This is a genomic window from Streptomyces arenae (genome assembly GCF_022343545.1).
GTDB classification, from domain to species: Bacteria; Actinomycetota; Actinomycetes; order Streptomycetales; family Streptomycetaceae; genus Streptomyces; species Streptomyces humi.
The window spans coordinates 161,681-178,207 of the sequence record NZ_JAKQYH010000040.1; the positions used below are offsets into that span (position 1 = coordinate 161,681).

The window sequence follows — 16,527 nt, forward strand, 5'->3', positions numbered from 1 at the left end:
GAGGAAGGCGGTCGTGGCGGGTTGCGGCCATGTCGGGTCGCCGCCTTCCGTGGCCCCCCCGAGGCCGCGAGGCGTACGGTCGAAGGTCCTCCTGAGGACCCGCCGTGTGAGGCGCGTGGCGCCGAGACCGACAGCAGGTCGGGCGTCCGCAGGCCGTCCGTGTCGCGCGGGAGACGGACCGGTGAGTGATGCAGACGTTCCTGCCCTACCCCGACTTCCGGCAGACGGCGCTCCTGCTGGACCGGCGCCGACTGGGCAAGCAGCGCGTCGAGGCTCTGCAGGTCCTCCGCGGGCTGACCGTCCCCGGCTACGGATGGCGCCGCCACCCGGCCGTACGGATGTGGACCGGTTACGAGGAGGCGCTCGTGCGCTACGGCCTGGAGATCTGCCGGGTCTGGCGGGAGCAGGGACACCAGGACAGCTGCGCCGCCTCGCTGGTCGCCGGCTTCGCCGCGTACAGTCCGGGTTCCAAGGTCCGTGACCAGGCGGAACTGGCGGCCGCCGGGGAGCTCCCACCCTGGCTCGGCGACGAGGCGTTCCACGAGAGCCACCGTTCGGCACTCGTCCGCAAGGACCACGACGTGTACGCCGGCCTGTTCTCCGGGGTACGCGACGACCTGCCGTACGTGTGGCCGTCGTCGGATCGCGCGGACAGCGCCACCGGCTGAGCCTCGTGCCGCCGCGCGCGGCTCGATGCCGTCTCGGGGACAGCCCGAATCACGCGGCTCTCTTCTCACAGCACTCGCCGCCTCCGCCCCAGCCATGTCTGGGCGACCACCACCACGGCCAGGAAGGCCCCAGATCGGTCTTCTGGCCGCCGTAGGCGTCGATGGTGCAGGTGGGGCCGGAGGCGGTGCCGGGCGAGGCGACCACCTGGCCGGCGTCGTCCTGCTTCGAGGCGGAGGGCTTGCCGCCCGAGTCGTCCTCGGACTTGGTGCATCCGGTGGCGAGCGCGAGGCTCGTGACCAGTCCGGCGGTGAGAAGCGTTCGAGCGGTGGTACGACGGACAAGTGCGGTGGGCTTCATGGCTGTCCCCAAACGGCACGGCCCCAGAGCTGAGAGCGCTCTCGGGGAGGCTGGCTCTTGCGTCAACACAGCGTGCTCGTCGTTCAGGGGAGGTTTTTACATCGTTGAAAGACGCGTGTAAAGCCTTCTGTCCGAAATCTCGTCACCGCCGGCCCAGGGTGCTCTCCCGTTCGACGAGCTCGAACTTCGCGGTGAGCTCGCGGCCTCCGGGCTCCTCGCGGCCCGACAGGCTGCGCAGCAGTGAGGCCACGGCCATCTTCGCGATGGCCTGCTTGTCCGGCGACACCGTCGTCAGGGTGACGGCGCCGAAGCGCCCCTCCGCGATGTCGTCGAAGCCGACCACCGCCACGTCCCAGGGCACCCGCAGACCGCGCTCGTGCAGCACCCGCATCGCCCCGATCGCGATGAGGTCGTTGAACGCGAACACGGCGTCGGGACGCACGCCGGAGTCCAACAGCTCGGCCATCGCACGCGCCCCGTCGTCCCGGTCCCAGCCGCCGACCGGCACCACCAGGCTGTCCGGCGCGGGCACCCCGGCTGCCGTCAACTCCGCGCGCCAGCCGCCCAGTCGCAGGTGGGCGGGCCGGTTGACGGAGTCGGTGCGCACACCGAGGTAGGCGATCCGGGTCCGGCCGCGGCCGAGCAGATGACGTACCGCGCACCGGGCCGCGGCCACGTTGTCGATCGCGATGTGGTCGAAGGGCAGGCCGTACTCGCGCTCGCCGAGCAGCACCAGCGGGACGTCGTCGGACCGGCCCTCGAGGTCCTCGGCCTCCAGGGCCAGCGGGCTCAGGATCAGCCCGTCGATCACGCCGCCCCGGAACCCCCGGGTGACCAGGATCTCCTGTTCGCGCTCGCCCCGCGTGTGGTCGAGCAGCACGGTGAACTCGTGCTCCGTGGCCGCGTCGATCACGGCACCGGCCAGCTCGGCGAAGTACGGGTTGCCGAGCTCGGGAACGGCCAGCGCGATGATCCCCGTCCGGCCCTTGCGCAGGTGACGCGCCGTCAGGTTGGGCCGGTAGCCGAGCTCGTCGAGCGCCGCCTGCACCCTGGCCCGCATCGCCGGGGTGACGTGCGGATAGTTGTTCACAACGTTGGACACGGTCTTGATCGAAACGCCCGCGCGCTCCGCCACGTCCCTCAGGCTGACCCGCAAGGGACCTCCTCAGCATCGATGGGCGCCCCGCACTCGGGGCTTCGTCGTACCTCTGGACAGCGGACCAGAGCCGTGCTGTCATGCCAACTGCCGTTCCTTCCAACGTTGTACAGACTGAAGCAACGAGCCGCCACCCTTCCTCAGCCAAGGAGGATTCGTGCGCATCAGACCCCTGGCACAGCGCCTCGCCCTGCTGTTCGCCGTGGCACTGGGCATCGCGGGCCTCACCGCGCCACCCGCCGCCACCGCGGCCGCCGACCCGGTCGAGGTCCACGGCCTCAAGGGCGACTACTACACCCAGTCGGCCCCCGGCGCCTTCGACTTCCACGAGCTCAAGGCCACCGGACTGGACCCGAACCTCGACTTCGACACCCTGGAGCCGCGCCTCGCCTTCGCCACCGGCCAGTCGGACGACGTCAGCGTCCGCTGGACCGGGAAGATCGTGCCGGAGAAGACCGGCCCCCACACCTTCTCGATCATCGGTGACAACGGCTTCCGGCTGTGGATCGACGGCCAACTCGTCATCGACCACTGGGTGGACGACTGGGACCGCGAACAAAGCGGCCAGCCCGTCGAGTTGACCGCCGACCAGGCCTACGACATCAAGGTCGAGTACTTCGAGCACTACGGCGGATCCAACCTCCATCTGCGCTGGACACCGCCCGGCGGTACCAAGACGGCCGTACCCGCGTCCGCGTTCCGCCTGCCCGACGGCTACGACTACGACGGCGCCGTCTCCACCGCCGTGCTGGCGACCGGCCGCACGCTCGCCCTCGACTTCGCGCAGCCGCTCAGCGCACCGCCCGCCGGTCTCAGCGAGCACTTCGACGCCGTGATCGGAGGCGCCACCTGGCCCCTGGACAACGCCCGCCTGGACGCCACCGACCCCCGGAAGCTGCTGATCACGCTGAAGGAGCCCGTCGTCGGCAACAAGACCGGCACCGCGTCCGGTGTCGCCGACGTGCGCTACGACGGTGCGGGCGGCCTGGCCGGCACCGACGGCAACGTTGTCAACTCCTTCTGGAGCAGCGGCGCCAACAAGTCGACGTACGAACTGCGCACCAAGTGGGCCGACCAGGTCGGGCCGAAGAACGCGCACCCCGAGTACCCGAGGCCGCAACTCACGCGCAGCGCCTGGCAGAACCTCAATGGCACCTGGCAGTTCGCCGCCGCCACCGCGGGCGAACAGCCGCCGGTGGGCAAGCGGCTCGGTGAGAAGATCCTCGTCCCGTACCCCGTCGAGTCGCAGCTGTCCGGGCTGGAACGGCACGAGGACCGCATGTGGTACCGGCGCACCTTCACCGTCCCGGCCGACTGGAAGATCGGACCGGGCAGGAGGCTGCAACTGAACTTCGGCGCCGTCGACTGGCAGGCGGAGGTATACGTCAACGGCACCAAGGTGGCCGAACACCAGGGCGGCTACGACAAGTTCAGCGCCGACATCACCAAGGCCCTGCGACCCGGCCGCACCCAGGAGCTGATCGTCGGCGTCTACGACCCCACCGACGCGGCGGGCGGCGAGAACCCGCCCGTCGGCAAGCAGCGCCTGGACCCGAGCGGCATCTGGTACACGCCGACCTCCGGGATCTGGCAGACGGTGTGGATGGAACCGGTCGCCGCCGATCACGTCGACCAGCTCAAGCTCACCCCGGACGTGTCCGCCGGCACCCTGACCGTCGAGCCGCGGGGCGTGCGGGACGGCCTGCCGGTCACGGCGACGGCCTACGAGGGCAAGCGCAAGGTGGCCACCGTCACCGGCCGCAGCGGCGCGCCGCTGACCCTGCGCCTGCGCAGCCCGCGTCTGTGGTCGCCCGACGACCCGTTCCTGTACGACCTGAAGGTGACCGTCGGAGCCGACCGCGTCGGCAGCTACTTCGGGATGCGGTCGATCGAGGTCGCAAAGGTGAACGGCGTCCCGCGCACCCTGCTCAACGGCAAGCCGATCTTCATGATGGCCACCCTGGACCAGGGCTTCTGGCCGGACGGTCTGTACACCGCCCCGACCGACGAGGCGCTCGCGTACGACCTGAAGATGCACAAGAGCATGGGCTTCAACTCGGTGCGCAAGCACATCAAGGTCGAACCCGACCGCTGGTTCTACTGGGCCGACCGGCTCGGTCTGCTGGTGTGGCAGGACATGCCCGCGATGACCGCGGGGGTGAACCCGTCGGCCCAGGCCCGCGCCGAGTACGAGCGCGAGATGAAGCAGATGATCGACGAGCACATCAGCAGTCCCTCGGTCGTCATGTGGGTCACCTTCAACGAGGGCTGGGGCCAGTACGACATGGCTCGCATCGCCGACCAGGCCAAGGCCTGGGACCCCTCCCGGCTGGTCAACTCGATGTCCGGGCTCAATCTCGGACAGGACGGCGGCACCGGCGACATCATGGACGAGCACGGCTATCCCAGTCCGGCCCTGCCGCCGAACCCCGACGGCCGACGGGCTCTGGTCAGCGGTGAGTACGGCGGCCTCGGCCTGGCCGTACCGGGACACGCCTGGTCGGTGCAGCAGTCGTACGTCGACGTCGACCCGGCGTCGTACACCGACGACTACCTGGCCAAGCTCGCCGAGGTCCACGCGCTGGCCTGCGAGGGCGGCAACGGCGCGGTCTACACCCAGATCTCGGACGTCGAGGGCGAGCTCAACGGCCTGCTGACGTACGACCGCGAGGTCGTCAAGCCCGACGTCCGAAGGCTCAGGACTGCCCAGCGGGCGCTGATCTCCGACGCCTCACGGGCCGTCCCGGCCGGGTGTTCCTGACACCCGCCCGGTCCCGGCACACGTCTCCCCGCGTGCGCCGGGCGTCCTGAGCCGACCCGGGAGAAAGGCGGTCCGCCCGTCGCCCGAACGACGGGCGGACCGCACCCGCCACCGGACTCTGTCGCGGGCGCCGGGACGCCATGGCAGTGCCGCGCGCCCGGCCGAGCACCGAGTCGCGCGCCCTCGCGCCCCCCGCGGTCTCCCTGATGTCTCCTGATGTCTCCCTGAGACTCATGTCTCGTGGGGACAGATGTCCCAATGGGACACCTGGGGGTACGATCAAGAGCATGACGGCGACGAAGCCCCTCACCCCCACCCACGACCGACGTCGGCACAAGGCGCGGCAGACACGGAACGCGCTGGCCGGCGCCGCTGTGGAGCTGATCCTCGAACGGGGGCTCGCGGCCACCACCGTCGAGGCGATCGCGGAGCGGGCCGACGTCACCCGTCGCACCTTCAGCCGGCACTTCGTCGGCAAGGAGGACGCCGCCCTGGACTTCGTCCGCGGTGACGGCGACCGCATCAACGCCCTGCTGCGCGCCCGGCCCGCCGGGGAGCCTCCGCTGCTGGCGTACCGCAGGGCGGTGCGCGCGTGGCTCGCCGACGAGGAGAACCCGGCCCACCACCTGCGCCCCCGGATGCGGCGGCTGCTGACCCTGGTGGACACCGAGCCCGCCCTGTTCGCCGCCTACGAACGCATCCGGGTCGACGCCCAGGAGGAGTCGGTCCGCATCATCGCCGAGCGGCTCGGCACGGACGACGTACTGGACGTGCGCCCGGCCGTCGTCGTCGACGCCGCCGCCGGAGTCCTCACCGCCGCGCTGCGCATCTGGGCGCGCGGCGGCTCCGGCCACGACCTGGGAGCCGGGGACCTCTCCGCGCTGGTGGAGCGGGCCTACGACGCCCTGATATCGGAGGCCGCCACCGCGGTCGCCGAGTCCCCATCCGAACAGCAAGAGTGAGTACCGCACATGAGCAGCACCGCAAGCAACGACTACGCCACTGAGTTCGCCGGCCGCACCGCCCTGGTCACCGGCGCCGCCTCCGGTATCGGCCTGGCCACCGCCCGCCGCCTCGGGGCCGGTGGTGCCGACGTCGTCATCGCCGACTTCAACGCCGAAGGCGCCGAGCAGACCGCCGCCGAGCTGACGGCCGACGGAGTCAAGGCCGCCGCCGTGCGGCTCGACGTGACGGACCCGGAGTCCGTGGCCGCCGCCGTCACCTTCGCCGTGGACACCTTCGGCGCCCTGCACCTGGCCGTGAACAACGCCGGCATCGGGGGCCCGAGCGCCCCGACCGGCGCGTACGACATCGACGCGTACGACCGGGTCGTCCGCACCAACCTCGACGGCGTCTTCTACTCGATGCGCCATGAACTCCCCGCCATCGAGGCGGCCGGCCAGGGCGGCGCGATAGTCAACGTGGCCTCCGTCCTGGGCTCGGTCGGCTTCGCCGGTTCCGGCGCCTACGTCGCCGCCAAGCACGGCGTGGTGGGTCTGACGAAGACGGCCGCCGCCGAGTACGCGGCGAAGAACATCCGCGTCAACGCGGTCGGCCCCGGCTTCATCGAGACACCGCTGCTCAAGGGCATGGACAAGGAGGCCTACGACGGTCTGGTGGGCCTGCACCCGATCGCCCGGCTCGGCCGCTCCGAGGAGGTCGCCGAACTGATCGTCTTCCTGCTCTCCGACCGTGCCTCCTTCGTCGCCGGCAGCTACCACCTGGTCGACGGCGCCTACACCGCCCGCTGAGCCGGCAGAGGAGTTCGCATCATGAAGGCACTTCAGTACCGCACGATCGGCGCCGCCCCCGAGGTGGTCACGGTCCCCGACCCCGAACCCGGCCCCGGCCAGGTCCTGCTGAGGGTCACCGCCGCCGGCGTCTGCCACTCCGACATCGCGGTGATGAGCTGGCCCGCCGAGAACTTCCCCTACGAGCTGCCGCTCACCCTCGGCCACGAGGGGGTCGGCACGGTCGCCGCCCTGGGCGCCGGTGTCACCGGCCTGAGCGAGGGCGAGCAGGTCGCGGTGTACGGGCCCTGGGGCTGCGGTACCTGCGCCAAGTGCGCGCAGGGCAAGGAGAACTACTGTCTGCGGGCCGACGCACTCGGCATCCGTCCGCCGGGGCTCGGCTCCCCCGGCGCCATCGCCGAGTACCTGCTCGTCGACGATCCCCGCCACCTCGTACCGCTGGACGGCCTCGACCCGGTCGCCGCGGTTCCGCTGACCGACGCGGGCCTCACCCCGTACCACGCGATCAAGCGCTCGCTGCCGAAGCTCGTCCCCGGTTCGACGGCCGTGGTCATCGGTACCGGCGGGCTCGGGCACGTCGCCATCCAGTTGCTGCGCGCGCTCACCCCTGCCCGGGTGGTCGCCCTCGACATCAGCGCGGACAAGCTGCGGCTGGCCAGGGAGGTGGGCGCGCATGAGGCGGTGCTCTCCGACGCGAACGCGGCCGACGCGGTCCGCGCCCTGACCGGCGGTCTCGGGGCCGAGGCCGTGTTCGACTTCGTCGGCGCCGAACCCACGGTGCGGACCGCGGGCGCCGTGGCCGCCGTGGAGGCCGATGTGACGATCGTCGGCATCGGCGGGGCCGCCCTGCCCGTCGGCTTCGGGACCATGCCCTTCGAGGTGTCGGTCACCGCGCCCTACTGGGGCAGCCGCGGTGAGCTGGTCGAGGTACTGGCCCTGGCCCGCTCGGGCGCGCTGTCGGTACACACCGAGACCTACTCCCTCGACGAGGCCCCGCTCGCCTACCAACGGCTGCACGCCGGAAAGATCGACGGACGGGCGGTCATCCTTCCCAACGGCTGAGCGCGATACGCCGATTGCCGACAGCGGACGCTGGAGAGCGACCCCGCCCAGGAGCCACCACCGCACCATCGCGGGGTCCGCCACGCAGAACTGCGGCCGGTGGACCCCGACCACCACCGCGCACCGCGACCTCCATCGCACCGCATGCGTCAGCTGCCCGGTTCGGGCGCCACGGCTTGACCGTGATGTGAGACTTGCAGCATGGACATGGGGCGTGAGTCGCGGTGGGAAAAGGACGCGGTGACGGTGGAGATCGTTTTCGCCCTGGTGACTGCCGCCGCGCTGGCTGCCGCGGTCTTCGCCGTCGTTGTGGCTCTCGTACTGGCCTTTGACCTCTCCGGTTCAGTGCGGAAGGGCGTGTTGGTGGGGGGTGCGCTGCTCGGAGCGACGGCCGGAGTGTGGCGTCTGGTGGGGGTGCTGCTTCGGTTCGATGAGCAGCGCCGAATGGGCCGCTGACTGCCAGGGCGGCTCTTCGTAATACCTCAATCAGCGTGCGCGTCCTCGTCGCGTTGCCGTGATTCATGCGCATCATCGATCCGTGCGGTGTCCAGCGCGTCGAGGCGGTGGGCCGTGCGGCGGCGAGCCGGTCCCAGCAGCCGCACGTTCAAGTACTCCAGTGGCCGCTGGTGCGGGCGGTACGGCTGCGACCGGGTGAGCGGGGTGAAACGCCAGCCGCGTACCGCGGCCGTCACGGTTCAGGCGAAGCGGTCGCGGCCGCGCTCGCAGGCGCGCCACCGAGAGGCCGTTCATCGCGAGAGGCGCGTCCATGCCGTCCAGGGCGCGTATCGCGTTGTGATCAATCTGCGGGATTTACCTCGTAACGAAGGCTGATCACATGGCTGGCGGGCGAGTGGTCAGCCTGTGGGCAGGCCGATCTGATGGCGTTCGAGCACGGAGCGGAGCTCCGAAAGGACCTGTACGGCGGCCAGTCCTGAGGGGCCACCGAGGGCGCCTGCGGTCAGCTCGGCCAGTGCTTCGGTGAAGGTCGCCTCCGCCGCCTCGACGAGTTGCAGGCCGTCATCGGTCAGGTCCAGCAGTGATGAGCGACGATCCGATGGATTGGTTCGCCGTATGACCCATGTGTGCTTCTCCAGACGGTCGATGCCCTTGCTGGTCGCACCGATCCCGATGGCGAACTCAGCGGCAAGGTCCGCCACCCGGGACCCAGGGTGGTCGCGCAGGAAGCGCAGGAATTCGAACTGCGAGGTGACGATCCCGTGCCGCTCGCGAAGACGGTCGTTCAGCGCGTTGTAGAGGCGCGTCTCGCAGCGAACGAGGTCGGCGAAGAAGCCCGGGAGGTCGAGCCGGCCACCGCTTGACTTAGATGCCATGGCATATATCTTAGCACCCAGACAGATGCCTGGGCATATAGTTCCTTGGCATGCACTAGCGATGGAGGCGGCCATGAGCAGGCAACAGCGCGCGGAACTCGACGCGATGGTCCGGCAGCCCCGGCCTGAGGGCCCTCGGTCGGTGGAGGAGCTCCGCGCGGGGTTCAGGGCGATGATGGCGGAAATGATCGTCCCGGCCGGGATCCGCACCCGGACTGCGACGCTCGGCGACCGGCCCGCGGTGCTCGTCGAGCCGGCCGGCGCTCCGACGGCCGGGACGATCCTCTACTTCCACGGCGGCTCCTACGTGGTCGGTTCACCGGAGACGGCGATGTCGCTGACGGGGAACCTGGTGATCAGAACAGGATTCAGGGCGTTCTCGTTGGATTACCAGCTTGCCCCTGAGCACCCGTTCCCGGCCGCGATCGAGGACGGGCTGAGCGCCTACCGCGCACTTCTCGACAGCGGCGAAGACCCTTCGGCGATCGCGTTCGCCGGGGACTCCGCCGGTGGCGGCCTCACTGTCGCCACCTGCCTCGCCGCTCGCGGTGCGGGCCTGCCCATGCCCGCCGCGATCGTGGCGTTCTCCCCTGGACTCGACATGACCAGGACAGGCGAAAGCATGGACAGCAAGGCGGGCATCGACCCGTTCTTCACGCGTGAGGGCATGGAACACACCGGGGCCATGTATCTCGCGGGACAGGACCCGCACCAGCCCATGCTCAGCCCCGCCGTCCACGCCGACCTGACCGGGTTCCCCCCGATACTTCTGCAGGCGGGCACCAACGAAATGCTCCTGGACGACTCCACACGCATGGCCGCCCGCGCGAGGGAAGCCGGAGTGGACGTCATCCTGGACGTCACCGCTGACGTTCCCCATGTCTTCCAGGCGTACGCCGGCGTCCTGGACGAAGCCGACGAGGCACTGGAGCGCGCCGCTCTCTTTCTCCGTCAGCGCATCCGCACCAAGGGCACGACGCACACGCCGGCAAGCTGAAGGCGGCGTACGCCGTCATAGGGACGACGACCCACACCCCGGGCCCTGGCTCGCCGTTCCCTCCCTGGCAGGCAGGGCCCCGCCCCGCGCCGAGGGCCATTCAAGACCCCGAGGGCCGTCCGCCGTCAGCAGTCTCTCACCCGGGGAAGCCCGACCCTCTTGCGTGACGCGAATACAACTGACGTACGAGAACGGGAGTTAGTCGGACGGTACGTGCCGATCGGCGAGCACGGCCCGTATCCCAAGCAGCTGCGGCAGCAGTTCGGCAGCAGCGGCTGGACCATTTGCGTCAGCTCGCTTCTGCTGTGCTGATCCCATCACGCCCAGGTGTCCCGCCCATCCGCTCCTCGTGTGACGATCTCAGCCATCAGTGAGCCTCTTCAGCATTGCCGCTCCAGTGTGAGGATGGTTTTGGCGATTGACGTCATTCGATTCAGGCTGCATCGGGACCGGCGGAAGATGCGCCGGGACTTCAGGCGGGCGATGCCACTCAAGGCCCTCGCCTGTGGATTTCCCGCAGGCGGGGCCTTTTCGCTGTGCCGACGACGTAGCGGGAGTCGACCACTCACCTGGGATTCAGCCGGTGGGCGAGATCGTGGGCGGTGGCGCTGCTGAGATCCCCGACGTAGGCCCCGACGATTTCGAAACGACCGCCGGTGATCGAGGAGGTCACGTAGGGGTTGCCCCAGAGCTTGCCGTCGATGACGATGGCGAATCCGTTGTGCGGGGCCGGGGCCGCCGCGATGGAGCCGGTAAGGGCGGCGAAACGGGTCCGGTCGGCGGGGCTGAGGGTCACCTCGACCTGCCAGGTGCCGTCGACGGTGCTTTTGCCGGCCTTCGCGGAGGTGACGCGGACGTCGGTCATGCCCTTGGCCCGGTCGGTGTGGACGCACAACGCCGGTCGGGTCGCGGTCGCGTGCACGGTGTAGCCGTCGCTGCCCTGGGCGCAGGCGCGCTCCACGGACGAGGTGACCGGCAGGAGGGAGACCGGGGTCGCCTTCCCGGTGCCGCCCCCTGCGGCGGGCTGGATCACGTGCGCGCGGGGGGTCGCGCCGTCCGCGACGGCCACCCAGGCGGTGGCGACCACGGCGGCTGCGACGACGCCGACGCCGGCGCGGGCCAGCCACTGCCGCCGCCTGGCGACCCGCAACGCGCCGTCGGCCAGGCCGGCCAGCAGGGCACCGGCGGCGTCACTGCCGCTCTCCCGGACATGGGCGTGCAAGGCATCGTGCAGCGGGTGTTCGGTCGAGTCGTTCATGCGATGACGCCCCTTCCGGCGGCGGTGGAGGAGGCGGCCGACGGCCCTGCCTCGGCCAGGGTGGTGCGGAGAGAGGCGAGGGCCTTGTGGGTCTGGCTGCGGACCGTCCCCTGGGCGACGCCCAGAATCGCGGCGATCTCGTTGTCCGGCCGGTCCTCGAAGTAGCGCAGGACGATCACCGCACGCTGGCGTTTGGGCAGCCGCCGCAGCGCGGCCATGATGTCCTGCCGCTGGACCACCGTGTCGGCCCAGTCGGCGACCTGCGCGGACGGCTGGTCCGGCACGGTGTCCGTGACCGTTTCCCGCCCCCAGCTGAGGAGCCGGAAGCGATCCACCTGGGCGTGGTAGAGAGCCCGGCGGACATAGATCTCCGGCTGTTCCCGGTCGCGCAGCTTCGACCAACGCCGCGCGGTGGAGGCAAGCGCGGTCTGGAGCAGGTCCCGGCCCTGCTCCCAGTCCCCGGTCAGCAGGTAGGCCGTGTGCAGCAGCGATCTCGACCGCGCCGCAACGAACTCGCGGAACTGGCGTTCCTCGTCGGCGTTCAATGCGCCCTCCCTCGTTCCCCTGTAAAGACGGGTACGGAAGGGAGTTCGACTGCCCTGCCGGTCAGACTTTCTCGACCGTCACGTCTCCGAGCCCCAGTGCTCCGGCCCCCCTCCGCGCGAGTCGATCCACGGCGACTCCACCACCCCCGCCGGGGTCGATCTCCAGCCCCGCTCTGCGGAGGACCTCCGCGACGTCGGCCACGTTGTGGGCCAGGTCAGTGACCACTCTGAAACAGCTCAGTGTTCAGTTCGATCCCCACGCCCGCAGGCTACTCGACAGCCCCCTGGGGTTGCCCACGTCCGTGCAGAGCACGACCACCAACGCCGGTTTATGTCATGGGCATTGCAATTGCATGGCAGGGCGTCGGGGAGTCTGGTGGGCGTCGGGATCAGCGTCGAACAATCTTCTGGTCGGCCCGGTCGCCCGGTGTGGGGACCGGGGTCGCGGAATCTCAGCGCGCACCGCCTCGACCAGAGTGGTGTGTTCATGTCCGTCAGGAAGCAAAACAGCCATGCCCAGACCCGGCACACCCTGGCCGGCGCCGTGCGCGGTCACCGCCGTCGCCACACGTTCCTCCGGCAGTGAGGCGGGCACGTGATCCGTCATGTGACACGCAAGGCCGCGGGATGGCTGGCCATGATCGTGGTCGCCACCAACGTGACGTACCTGCTGGCCGCGTGGTTCCTCGACCCGAGGTCCAACTACCGCGGTCTGCGGCCCGTCCGCACGGAGGACCAGATCGACCGCGCCCTGGCGCCGTACAACCTGGACCCACGGGTCCCGCTGCCCGAGCGGTGGTGGCGCTGGTTCACCGATGTGGTCCTGCACTTCGACTGGGGGAAGTCCCCGGTCGGGGCGCCGGTCAACGCCGAGATCGGCTTCCGGGTCGTGGTCAGCGGCCAGCTGGTCACCGCGGCCACGCTGCTGTCGGTGGTGGCCGGGGTGGCGCTCAGCGTGTTCACCGCCTCCCGGCAGTACGGCCTGTGGGACCGCGTCAGCCAGCTCGTCTCGGTCTTCCTGTTCAACGTACCGACGGCCGTGGCGGCGCTGGCGGTGGTCCTGGCCGGGATCTGGCTGAACCAGCATCTCGGGTGGCGCTTCCTCTACGTCGCCGGGGAGAAGTCCCCTACCGTCAGCGGTCTGTGGCCGACCGTCGCCGACCGGTTCCAGCACCTCGTCCTGCCGACGCTGAGCCTGACGCTGCTGGGTTACGTCGGCTACCACCTGACCCAGCGTTCGCTGCTGCTGGACAGCATCAACTCGGACTACGTGCGCACCGCCCGCGCCACCGGCCTGACACGCGCCCAGGCGATCCGCCGGCACGCGCTGCGCGCCTCCCTCATCCCGACCGCCACGTCGGTGGCCTTCAGTATCCCGGCGATCTTCACGGGCGCGGTGATCACGGAGACGGTCTTCGGCTGGAACGGAATGGGCCAGTACTTCGTCCAGACCATCGCGAAGAACGACGTGCACGGTGCCGTCGCCGTCGCGGCCTTCGGCGCCGCCATGACGGCCATCGGCGCGGTCCTCGCCGACGTCGCGGTCGTCCTGCTCGACCCCCGGGTGCGGGTGAGCTGACGTGGCGGTCACTGTGGCCCCCCTGCCCGAGCCGTCCGGCCCCCGCCCGGCCGACCGCGCCGCGGCGCCCGTTACGAACGGCGGACGCCTGTACCTGCGGCGGTTCGCCCGCAACCGGCCCGCCCTGCTCGGCGTCGCGCTCTTCGTCCTGCTGGTCCTGTTCAGCGTGTTCGGCGGCCTGTTCACACGCTTCGCCTACACCGACGTGGATTTCACGGCGCTCACCCGACCGCCCGGCGGGGCGCACTACTTCGGCACCAACCAGGGTGGCAACGATGTCTACGCCGAGGCCGTGCACGGCCTCCAGCGCTCCCTGGTGATCGCGGTCAGTGTCTCCGTGCTGACGATCGTGCTCGCCGCGGTGATCGGTGCGGGGGCTGCCTACTTCGGCGGACGCGTCGAGAAGCTGACCCTGATGGTCATCCACTTCCTGCTCGTCGTGCCGTCGTTCCTGATCCTGGCCCTGGTCTCGCATCACCTCGCCGGCGACTGGCGGGTGCTCATCCTGGTCCTCACCGTGTTCGGCTGGATGTCCACGGCACGGGTCGTCTGGTCGGTCTCCACCTCGCTGCGCGAGCGGGACTACGTCCTGGCCGCGGAGTTCATGGGGGTGCGGCCGTGGCGGATCGTCCTGCGGCACATCATCCCCAACCTCGGTTCCCTGCTCGTCGTCAACCTGACCCTGGGAGTGGTCGCCACCGTGCTCAGCGAGACCGCCCTGTCCTTCCTCGGCTTCGGCGTGCAGCCCCCGGACGTGTCGCTGGGCACGATGCTCGCCGACGGCTCCGGCACGATCACCAGCGCCCCGTGGCTGTTCGGCTACCCGGCCGCCCTGGTGGTGCTGCTGACGGTGTCCATGACCCTGATCGGCGACGGGCTGCGGGACGCACTCGACCCGACGTCGGTCACCGGTGCCGCGGGGGGCCGGCGATGACGGTGACGGATCCGGGAACGCATCCGCAGGCGGAACCCGCCACGCAGGACCCGGTGCTGTCCGTGCGGGACCTGAACGTGTCCTTCCCCTCCGAGGCCGGTGCGGTACGAGCCGTACGGGACGTGAGCTTCGACGTCCACCCCGGGCGCACGCTCGGCATCGTCGGCGAGTCGGGGTCGGGCAAGTCCGCGACGGCGATGGGCGTCATGGGACTGCTGCCGGGGTCCGCGAGCGTCTCGGGCCGGGTGCTGCTGGGCGGCCGCGACCTGGTCGGGCTCGACGACCGACGGCTGTCCGCCGTGCGCGGCAACGACATCAGCATGGTCTTCCAGGACCCGCTGTCCGCCCTGACCCCCATCTTCTCCGTCGGCCGGCAGCTGTCCGACGCGCTGCGCGTCCACCAGAGGCTGACGAGGCAGGCCGCGTGGAACCGCGCCGTCGAACTCCTGGACCTGGTCGGCATCCCGGACCCGCGGCGCAACGCGCGGTCGTTCCCGCACGAGTTCTCCGGTGGCATGCGCCAACGCGTGGTCATCGCCCTGGCGATGGCGAACTCGCCGTCGGTCATCGTCGCCGACGAGCCGACCACCGCCCTCGACGTGACGGTGCAGGCACAGATCCTCGGTGTCCTGCGGACGGCCCAGGCCGAGACCGGTGCGGCTCTGGTGCTGATCACCCACGATCTGGGGGTGGTGGCCGGATACGCCGACGACGTCGCCGTGATGTACGCGGGCCGCATCGTGGAACAGGCGTCCGCCCAGGAGCTGTTCGCGCGGCCGTCCATGCCGTACACCATCGGGCTGCTGGGCGCGGTGCCACGGCCCGGGGCGCGGGCGGACCGCCCGCTGGTGCCGATCGCGGGCGAACCACCGTCGCTGGTCGGGCTCCCGGCAGGGTGCTCCTTCGTAAACCGCTGCCCCGCAGCCGTGGGGCCCTGCCACACGCACGAACCGGAGCTGACCGTCGTCCCCGGGCACGGGCAGGTGGCGTGCCTGCGCGCCGACGAGATAGCCGACGGCAGGTTGCCGGCCGGCTCGCTCTTCCCGCCGGCTGCGGAGGCCGACGGGCAGGTCGAGCGTGGCCCGGGCGTCGGTGCCGAGACCGTGCTGCGGGTCGCCGGTCTGACCAAGACGTTTCCGCTCACCAAGGGCGCCCTCCTCAGACGCAGGGTCGGGACGCTGCACGCGGTCAGTGACGTCAGCTTCGAACTGCGGGCAGGCGAGACCCTCGGTCTGGTCGGCGAGTCCGGAAGCGGGAAGACGACCACCCTGCTGGAGATCATGCGGCTCGGGCGCCCCGAGCACGGGCTGATCGACATCGCGGGCACCGACGTCACCGCCGCGGCCTCCGCCGAGCAGCGGCGGAGGCTGCGGCGCGCCGTGCAGATCGTGATGCAGGACCCCATGGGGTCGCTCGATCCGCGCCTGCCCGTCTTCCGGCTCCTCGCCGAACCGCTCCAGGCGGTGGGCGCGGACCGGGCGGCGATCCGGACCCGGGTGGGCGAACTCCTCTCCCTGGTCGGGCTGGACGCCTCGGTGGCGGACCGCTTCCCGGCCGCCCTGTCCGGCGGTCAGCGTCAACGCGTGGGCATCGCACGGGCGTTGGCGACCGAGCCGCGGATCGTGATCCTGGACGAGCCGGTGTCCGCCCTCGACGTGTCCGTCCAGGCCGGCGTCATCAACCTGCTCACCCGGCTGAAGCGCGAACTGGGCCTGGCGTACCTGATCGTGGCGCACGACCTCGCGGTGATGCGCCATGTGTCCGACCGGATCGCGGTCATGTACCTGGGGCACATCGTGGAGACCGGTGCCACCGAGGAGCTCTTCGCCGACGCCCGGCACCCCTACACCCAGGCCCTGTTGTCCGCGATCCCGGTACCCGATCCGCAACTGGAGCGCGCCCGTGAGCACATCGTGCTGGAGGGCGAGCAGCCCAGCGCGTCGCGCCTGCCGCAGGGGTGTGTCTTCGTCGACCGGTGTCCGCTGCACCGGCTGCTCGACGACGGACTGCGGCAGCGGTGCCGTACCGAGCGTCCGACCCTGCACCCCACGGAATCCGGCGCCGGTCACCGCTCCGCCTGTCACGCTAGCTGATCGCCTTCCCGGCCTCTGTTCCGCGGCGCCGCCG

The 16,527-nt window shown here is 70.6% G+C and carries 15 protein-coding genes and 1 pseudogene; 10 read left to right on the forward strand and 6 right to left on the reverse strand.

All coding sequences use genetic code 11. From position 1 onward, the window contains the following. Positions 1-188: 188 nt before the first annotated feature. Positions 189-668, forward strand: coding sequence for an MSMEG_6728 family protein (locus MB828_RS16925; RefSeq protein ID WP_301648958.1), 480 nt, complete (start codon positions 189-191; stop codon positions 666-668). A 49-nt stretch (positions 669-717) separates the two neighbouring features. On the opposite strand, the gene MB828_RS16930 is transcribed toward MB828_RS16925, so the two are convergent. Together MB828_RS16930 and MB828_RS16935 are read right to left on the reverse strand one after the other, a co-directional pair. Next, a complete protein-coding gene (locus MB828_RS16930) occupies positions 718-1,026 on the reverse strand; it encodes a hypothetical protein (RefSeq protein WP_301648909.1) in 309 nt (102 codons plus the stop codon). Between the two features lie 142 nt (positions 1,027-1,168). Further along, positions 1,169-2,182: a LacI family DNA-binding transcriptional regulator gene (locus tag MB828_RS16935; RefSeq protein WP_301648910.1), complete on the reverse strand. Its 1,014-nt coding sequence runs from the start codon at positions 2,180-2,182 to the stop codon at positions 1,169-1,171. 157 nt (positions 2,183-2,339) lie between these two features. Here MB828_RS16935 and MB828_RS16940 point away from each other — a divergent pair, with 157 nt between their 5' ends. The 5 genes from MB828_RS16940 to MB828_RS16960 all read left to right on the forward strand — a co-directional run bounded on the left by MB828_RS16940 (position 2,340) and on the right by MB828_RS16960 (position 8,212). Continuing rightward, complete coding sequence (locus tag MB828_RS16940; protein ID WP_301648911.1) at positions 2,340-4,943, forward strand: PA14 domain-containing protein; 2,604 nt, start codon at positions 2,340-2,342, stop codon at positions 4,941-4,943. A 287-nt stretch (positions 4,944-5,230) separates the two neighbouring features. After that, on the forward strand, positions 5,231-5,905 hold the full coding sequence (locus MB828_RS16945; RefSeq protein ID WP_301648912.1) for a TetR/AcrR family transcriptional regulator: 675 nt from the start codon (positions 5,231-5,233) through the stop codon (positions 5,903-5,905). Positions 5,906-5,914: 9 nt separating this feature from the next. Further along, entirely contained in the window at positions 5,915-6,694 is a 780-nt protein-coding gene (locus MB828_RS16950) for an SDR family NAD(P)-dependent oxidoreductase (protein WP_301648913.1), read from the forward strand. Between the two features lie 21 nt (positions 6,695-6,715). Then, a complete protein-coding gene (locus tag MB828_RS16955; RefSeq protein WP_301648914.1) occupies positions 6,716-7,756 on the forward strand; it encodes an NAD(P)-dependent alcohol dehydrogenase in 1,041 nt (346 codons plus the stop codon). A gap of 201 nt (positions 7,757-7,957) precedes the next feature. Then, complete coding sequence (locus tag MB828_RS16960; RefSeq protein ID WP_301648915.1) at positions 7,958-8,212, forward strand: DUF6332 family protein; 255 nt, start codon at positions 7,958-7,960, stop codon at positions 8,210-8,212. Between the two features lie 398 nt (positions 8,213-8,610). On the opposite strand, the gene MB828_RS16965 is transcribed toward MB828_RS16960, so the two are convergent. Next, complete coding sequence (locus MB828_RS16965) at positions 8,611-9,087, reverse strand: MarR family winged helix-turn-helix transcriptional regulator (RefSeq protein ID WP_301648916.1); 477 nt, start codon at positions 9,085-9,087, stop codon at positions 8,611-8,613. A gap of 73 nt (positions 9,088-9,160) precedes the next feature. Between MB828_RS16965 and MB828_RS16970 the strand changes: the two genes are divergently transcribed. Next, a complete protein-coding gene (locus tag MB828_RS16970) occupies positions 9,161-10,084 on the forward strand; it encodes an alpha/beta hydrolase (RefSeq protein WP_301648917.1) in 924 nt (307 codons plus the stop codon). Between the two features lie 380 nt (positions 10,085-10,464). Here the strand turns inward: MB828_RS16970 and MB828_RS16975 are convergent. The 3 genes and pseudogenes from MB828_RS16975 to MB828_RS16985 all read right to left on the reverse strand — a co-directional run. Then, a pseudogene (locus MB828_RS16975) lies at positions 10,465-10,572 on the reverse strand (IS5/IS1182 family transposase); the annotation flags it as partial. Positions 10,573-10,649: 77 nt separating this feature from the next. Next, positions 10,650-11,342 carry a SecDF P1 head subdomain-containing protein gene (locus tag MB828_RS16980; RefSeq protein ID WP_301648918.1) on the reverse strand — a complete coding sequence of 231 codons (693 nt, stop codon included), beginning with the start codon at positions 11,340-11,342 and terminating at the stop codon, positions 10,650-10,652. Beyond that, positions 11,339-11,887: a SigE family RNA polymerase sigma factor gene (locus MB828_RS16985; RefSeq protein ID WP_301648919.1), complete on the reverse strand. Its 549-nt coding sequence runs from the start codon at positions 11,885-11,887 to the stop codon at positions 11,339-11,341. The genes MB828_RS16980 and MB828_RS16985 overlap by 4 nt, the downstream gene beginning before the upstream one ends. Positions 11,888-12,482: 595 nt before the next feature. Between MB828_RS16985 and MB828_RS16990 the strand changes: the two genes are divergently transcribed. From MB828_RS16990 to MB828_RS17000, 3 genes are read left to right on the forward strand one after another with little or no spacing between them, the layout of a single operon-like run. Then, a complete protein-coding gene (locus MB828_RS16990) occupies positions 12,483-13,466 on the forward strand; it encodes an ABC transporter permease subunit (RefSeq protein ID WP_133028630.1) in 984 nt (327 codons plus the stop codon). Between the two features lies 1 nt (position 13,467). Next, entirely contained in the window at positions 13,468-14,400 is a 933-nt protein-coding gene (locus MB828_RS16995; protein WP_430381394.1) for an ABC transporter permease, read from the forward strand. Further along, the gene (locus MB828_RS17000; protein WP_301648921.1) at positions 14,397-16,493 is read left to right on the forward strand and encodes an ABC transporter ATP-binding protein; all 2,097 of its coding nucleotides are present in this window, start codon (positions 14,397-14,399) and stop codon (positions 16,491-16,493) included. Before MB828_RS16995 ends, MB828_RS17000 begins: the two co-directional genes overlap by 4 nt. Positions 16,494-16,527 lie beyond the last annotated feature (34 nt).